This window comes from Klebsiella sp. 10-1, from assembly GCF_009758445.1.
Classification (GTDB): Bacteria; Pseudomonadota; Gammaproteobacteria; order Enterobacterales; family Enterobacteriaceae; genus Klebsiella; species Klebsiella scottii.
Genome location: NZ_WQRE01000023.1, coordinates 840 through 4,616 on the forward strand (window position 1 = coordinate 840; position 3,777 = coordinate 4,616).

Consider the following 3,777-nt stretch of genomic DNA (forward strand, 5'->3'; position numbering starts at 1 on the left):
GGCACTTGATGGTGCCGACTACCGGAATCGAACTGGTGACCTACTGATTACAAGTCAGTTGCTCTACCTACTGAGCTAAGTCGGCATCAAGTAGCGCGCATTTTAGGGAGACCTGCGAATTCATGCAACTAAAAAATTGCATAAATCGTTCTATCGCTCATATTTTGCTCTCAAACACGAAAAAGCGGTGTAATTTCAATCGCCGAAGAACAAAAAACCACCATTCCGCTCGCAATATTTCCATTTAAAGCCCGCGGCGTATGGGCAAGGATAGCCTTTTGGTACGGCGGCATAACTGGTGCTCGCCCCCGATATGGCAAAGTCTCTGCTATATAATATGGATAGCTGATTGTCCTGACCGCCCCGTCGACTGCACTATCAGCGTTTACTGTCCGCTGCCGTTTGCGCCCACATCAGCTTTGACGACCTTTATTCACAAATTTCACTCTTGTGATGTTGGCGTGAGAAAGCATCATTCGATGCGTTTTTTTCTTATTATTCCCTGCAATCTGGTGTTACCCTCCTGCCCATTGTCCTGATTAACTTATGTGAAGCATCTCCGCCCGTCTTTAATTTGGCGATGGTAAGAAAATGCTTATGAGCAAAAAAGAGCAAACGTTAATGACACCGTATCTACAATTTAACCGCAACCAATGGGCTGCACTTCGTGATTCCGTTCCGATGACGCTAACAGAGGAAGAAATCACGCGGTTAAAAGGCATCAACGAAGATCTTTCGCTGGAAGAAGTCGCAGAGATTTATTTGCCGCTGTCGCGTTTGCTTAATTTCTATATCAGTTCCAACCTGCGTCGCCAGGCCGTGCTGGAACAGTTTCTTGGTACCAACGGTCAGCGTATTCCGTATATCATCAGCATCGCCGGAAGCGTCGCGGTAGGTAAAAGCACAACCGCGCGCGTGCTGCAGGCGCTCCTTAGCCGCTGGCCGGAGCATCGGCATGTTGAATTAATCACCACCGATGGTTTCCTGCATCCTAATGCCGTGTTGAAAGAGCGCGGTCTGATGAAGAAGAAGGGCTTCCCGCAATCTTATGATATGCACCGTCTGGTCAAGTTCGTCTCCGATCTGAAATCAGGTATCGCCAACGCTAAGGCCCCGGTCTATTCACATCTTATTTATGATGTTATTCCGGATGGCGATAAGACGGTTTCCCAGCCGGACATTTTAATTCTTGAAGGATTAAATGTTTTACAAAGTGGGATGGATTACCCGCACGATCCGCATCATGTATTTGTTTCCGACTTCGTTGATTTTTCTATATATGTTGATGCGCCGGAAGAACTGCTGCAGAGCTGGTATATCAATCGTTTTCTGAAATTCCGTGAAGGCGCATTTACCGATCCCGATTCTTATTTCCATAATTATGCAAGACTCTCCAAAGATGAGGCTACCAATATAGCCACCTCATTGTGGAATGAGATTAACCTTCTGAATCTTAAAGAAAACATTCTACCAACTCGTGAAAGAGCAAGTCTGATAATGACCAAGAGCGCAAACCATTCTGTCGACCAGGTTCGCTTGCGGAAATAAAACAGGGAGCCTCGGCTCCCTGTTATTTATTCGGCGCTACGTAGCGATATCTCACCGCCCACCCAAGGTTTAATCACCCCATCTTGCTCAAGTAATAATGCTCCTTGAGTGTCGATACCGCGGGAAATCCCAAAGATTTCTTTGTCTCCGATAATAAGCTTAACCGGTCGGTTGAGGAAATTATCTAATTTTTCCCAGCGCGACAGATAAGGAGCCAACCCTTCCTGTTCAAAGAGCTGCAGGCCCGCCCGTAGCTCTTTAATCAGCCGCGCCGCCAGGGCATTGCGGTCGATAGAGACTCCGGCTTCCTGCAGGCTAATCCAGCCCTGATTGACGACATCAGACTCCACGCGTCGCATCGCCAGATTGATCCCTGCACCGCTCACTATCTGCGCCGCATCGCCCGTTTTTCCCGTCATTTCCACGAGGATGCCGGACAGCTTCCGGTCCTCAAGGTACAGATCGTTTGGCCACTTCACTCGCACCTTATCGGCGCCGAGGCTCTGAAGTACCTCAGCGATAACAATCCCAATCACCAGGCTCAGTCCTACCGCCGCGGCAGGTCCCTGCTCCAGTCGCCAGTACATGGAAAGATAGAGATTCGCGCCGAATGGCGAAAACCACTTACGGCCTCGACGGCCGCGTCCAGCCTGTTGACACTCCGCAACGCATGCATCGCCAGACTGTAGCTCGTTAAGCCGGTCCAATAAATACTGGTTTGTAGAATCAATGACCGGCAGCACGGTGACGCGGCCATGTTCGATCTGCCCGGCAATCTGCTCTTCATTTAATAACTGGATCGATTCCGGTAGGCTGTAGCCTTTGCCTGGAACGGTGAAGACATCAACTCCCCAGTCACGCAGCGTCTGAATATGCTTATTGATCGCTGCCCGGCTCATCCCAAGACGCTCACCGAGCTGTTCCCCAGAATGAAACTCTCCGTCAGCAAGAATGGATATCAGGGTCAGGGGAATGGTGTTGTCCCTCATGCAATCGCCTCCTCAGCGTTAACTTCACCGGTTGCGCCAATAAAGCGGACTTCGGGCTGCAGCCAGACGTTGAACATCTCGCCAACCCGCTGGCGGACGTAGTGAGCAAGATCGATCACATCATCGCTGGTTGCATGATGGTCATTGATTAATACCAGCGCCTGCTGGCGATGTACTGCCGCACCACCGATGGTTTTCCCTTTGAGCTGGCATTGATCGATAAGCCATCCAGCGGCCAGCTTGATGCTGCCATCCGCCTGTGGGTAGTGCGGTGCATTTGGGAAAGCGCCCAGCAGTTCCTGCCCTTTCTCCGCGCTAATTACCGGGTTTTTAAAAAAGCTGCCGGCGTTACCATTGACCTTCGGATCGGGAAGTTTGGTCATCCGCATATGGCAAACAGCATCAAATACCTGTCGAGGCGTCACGGTGTTTGGGTCAAGACGGACTAAATCGCCATAAGTCAGCACCGGCTGCCAGACTTTAGGCAATCTGAGGCCAACGGCTACAATGGCATAGCGATCCTGATACTCATGTTTGAAGATACTATCCCGGTAGCCAAAACGGCACTCGTTGGCCGAAAGTCGTTGCTTATGCCCGGTTGCCAGCTCAATACAGTCGACATACTGGCAGACACGCTGCAGCTCCACGCCGTAAGCACCAATATTTTGGATGGGGGAAGAGCCGGCGCAGCCAGGGATCAAGGCGAGGTTTTCCAGGCCCGGCATTTCCTTATCTAACGTAAACTGCACCAGATGATGCCAGTTCTCCCCTGCCCCAACGTGTAGATGCCAGGCCTCAGGCGTTTCTGTGACCTCAATCCCCAGGATGCGGTTGATAATGACCGTACCAGAATAATCCTTTAGAAAGAGCACGTTGCTTCCTTCCCCGAGGATTAAGACTGGCTGTTCTTCTGCGGTGGCATCTTGCCAGGCAGACAGTAGCTGTTGTTCATTTTCGGCGCGCACAATTGCTTTGGCGCTACGATCGATGCCAAAGGTATTCCAGGGTTTAAGGGAGTGATTCATAGTGGCTTCCTGATGCAAAATCTGCACTAGTTTACCGTATATGTAAGGGGAAGGCTTGTTTGGTTTGATTGCTGGTCAGCGGATATTCGCGGATCGCGGCGCGTAGCGCTGCGGTACACCGTTTTTCCTGAACCGCAGATAACAAAAAACCCCATGCCTGCGCATGAGGTTTCTTCGTCTGTTTGATGCCTGGCAGTTTCAGGAGTGCGCTTACC

General features: G+C 50.6%; 4 protein-coding genes and 1 tRNA gene. 1 reads left to right on the top strand and 4 read right to left on the bottom strand.

All coding sequences use genetic code 11. The annotated features are described in order from the left end of the window. Positions 1-9: 9 nt before the first annotated feature. A tRNA-Thr gene (locus GO007_RS28750) sits at positions 10-85 on the bottom strand. A gap of 512 nt (positions 86-597) precedes the next feature. On the opposite strand from GO007_RS28750, the gene coaA reads away from it, so the two are divergent. Then, positions 598-1,548 (top strand): type I pantothenate kinase, encoded by a 951-nt coding sequence (gene coaA / locus GO007_RS28755; RefSeq protein ID WP_095105796.1) that lies wholly within the window; start codon positions 598-600, stop codon positions 1,546-1,548. 26 nt (positions 1,549-1,574) lie between these two features. Here the strand turns inward: coaA and birA are convergent, their stop codons facing one another. The 3 genes from birA to GO007_RS29360 form a co-directional block, all read right to left on the bottom strand. Further along, positions 1,575-2,537, bottom strand: coding sequence for a bifunctional biotin--[acetyl-CoA-carboxylase] ligase/biotin operon repressor BirA (gene birA / locus GO007_RS28760; protein ID WP_095105800.1), 963 nt, complete (start codon positions 2,535-2,537; stop codon positions 1,575-1,577). Then, complete coding sequence (murB, locus tag GO007_RS28765; RefSeq protein ID WP_095105803.1) at positions 2,534-3,562, bottom strand: UDP-N-acetylmuramate dehydrogenase; 1,029 nt, start codon at positions 3,560-3,562, stop codon at positions 2,534-2,536. The genes birA and murB overlap by 4 nt, the downstream gene beginning before the upstream one ends. Before the next feature lie 31 nt (positions 3,563-3,593). Then, on the bottom strand, positions 3,594-3,777 hold a 184-nt coding region (locus tag GO007_RS29360), incomplete at its 5' end, for a hypothetical protein (RefSeq protein ID WP_223261852.1).